Below are 1,906 nucleotides of genomic sequence, written 5' to 3' on the forward strand. Positions count from 1 at the left end.
AGAGGAGTTCGAGGGTCTCTACTACGCTCAACACCACCCCAACGAACCCATCGCAATCAACCGCTGAGGTCTCCATCAAATTCGGGGCGATTCACAGTCCCGGTCGTGTCGGGGTTGCGTCCACGCGAGTGGTGTACGAGTTTGACCTGGTCACAAGCGTGGCGGCCGTGAAATGAACACGGCCATCGCGTGATCCCTCGAGTGCGAACAAGAAGGAGATCAAAGCGATGGCCGCGGACAATAGTGTGACGCCCGGGCAGTGGCTGGCGCAGCAGATCGACACCGGCGACCCCGACTTGTTGCGATCCATGGTGAAGACCATGGCCGAGGCGTTGATGTCGGCTGAGGCCGACGGCCTGTGCGGGGCGCCGTATGGCGAGCGCAGCGACGAGCGGACCAACTCCCGCAACGGCTACGGGAGCGCGAGTGGGACACCCGCGCCGGCACGGTGGCTGTTGCTTTTTGAAAACGATCTTTGGGTGCCGGGGGCTTGGTGATCTGGTTGACCCTTGTATGGGTGGGTGGCAAGAGGCTTCCGACGGGTTGATCGGGATCAGCAGTTTCTGCTGCCGGTGGATATGCGTGAATGGCTTCCCGACGACCATGTGGTGTGGGTGCTGCTCGAGGTGGTCGAACATCTGGACGTCACTGCGCTGGAGGCTCGGCATGTCCAGAGCGGTCCGGGCCGCCGGGCCTATGATCCTCGGATGCTACTGGCGCTGCTGATCTATGCGTACTCGGCTGGGGTGCGCTCGTCGCGGCAGATCGAGCGGTCGTGCCGGACGGATGTGGCGATGCGGGTGATCTGTGGGCTGCAGGCGCCTGATCACACGGTGATCGCTCGGTTCCGGCAGCGGCATCAGGACGCGGTGCGGGATCTGTTCACGCAGATGCTGTTGATTTGTGCGAGGGCCGGGTTGGGACGGCTCGGGGTCATCGCTGTGGACGGCACGAAGATCGCGGCGATCGCGGCGAAGAAGGCCAGCTGCCGTCGGCAGTGGCTGCAGCAACAGGTCGATGAGATCCTCACACGGGCCGCGGCGGAGGACGCGGCCGAGGACACTGGGCTTGGGGCGGGCGAGGGCGGTGAGGAGACGCCGCGGCAGTTACGGGCTCGGCGTGATCGGGAAGAGCGGATCAGCAGGCGCTGGCTGAGGTGATTGCCGAGGAGGCCGAGCGTGGGCTGGATGCCGAGTCCGCGGCGGCCAAGGAACTCGCATTCCTTGAGGCGACCCGGGCCGGCCGCAGTGACGTGGGGTCTCGACCGGTGGGGGCCGATCCTGTGGCGATCGCCGAAGCGAGGCTGCAAGCAGCCCGAGACCGGCTGGCCGAGGAGGTCGCGGCCAAACGCGAGCGGATCGCGGTGGTGCGCGAGCAGATCCGCCAGTTCGAGGCCGGTCAGGGACCCAAGCCGCATCTCGGGCCGTTCAGCTTCGATGAGAATCGCGGTCAGCAGGTGGCCCGAGCCAAGCGGTGGGGGCCCGGGCCGAACGGGAACTGGCCACCGCCCGAGCACGCAAGGCCGCACCTCCCGCTGAGGACATGCAGGCTGATCTGTCACCCGTGCCGGGAGGGGGCAGGCATGGGCCGCGCGGCATCACCGCCAGGAGCGAGCGCCCGGTCGCCCGGCGCAATGTAACCGATCCCGACAGCAGGCTGATGCACGACAGCCACGGAGGCACCGTGCAGGGATAGGGGCTTCCCCCATAAACGTGGACACCGATTTCAAGCGGCAGACTTCAGGCTATCTGTCGTCTTCTCGTAGTCGATCGGGCTGAGGTCGATCGGGCTGAGCTGGCCGAGGCGGGAGGGCCGCCGGATCGTGTTGTAGCGGGTGATCCAGCCGAACACGGCCAGGCGGGCGGTGCGGGCATCGGGCCAGCCATGTGCACCCTTCAAAGTCTCG

At 66.4% G+C, this 1,906-nt stretch carries 2 protein-coding genes and 2 pseudogenes; 3 read left to right on the top strand and 1 reads right to left on the bottom strand.

Features of this window, described 5'->3' with window-relative positions:
• Nucleotides 1-227: 227 nt before the first annotated feature.
• The 3 genes and pseudogenes from ABT158_RS51090 to ABT158_RS51100 form a co-directional block, all read left to right on the top strand.
• Nucleotides 228-460 (top strand): annotated as a pseudogene (locus ABT158_RS51090) (transposase); the annotation flags it as partial.
• Between the two features lie 61 nt (nucleotides 461-521).
• Entirely contained in the window at nucleotides 522-1,160 is a 639-nt protein-coding gene (locus tag ABT158_RS51095) for a transposase (protein WP_352366739.1), read from the top strand.
• Nucleotides 1,157-1,639 carry a hypothetical protein gene (locus ABT158_RS51100; RefSeq protein WP_352366741.1) on the top strand — a complete coding sequence of 161 codons (483 nt, stop codon included), beginning with the start codon at nucleotides 1,157-1,159 and terminating at the stop codon, nucleotides 1,637-1,639. Before ABT158_RS51095 ends, ABT158_RS51100 begins: the two co-directional genes overlap by 4 nt.
• Nucleotides 1,640-1,725: 86 nt before the next feature.
• Here the strand turns inward: ABT158_RS51100 and ABT158_RS51105 are convergent.
• A pseudogene (locus ABT158_RS51105) lies at nucleotides 1,726-1,906 on the bottom strand (IS3-like element ISRhosp5 family transposase); the annotation flags it as partial.

It is taken from the genome of Nonomuraea sp. NPDC001636 (assembly GCF_040298265.1).
Lineage (GTDB): Bacteria > Actinomycetota > Actinomycetes > Streptosporangiales > Streptosporangiaceae > Nonomuraea.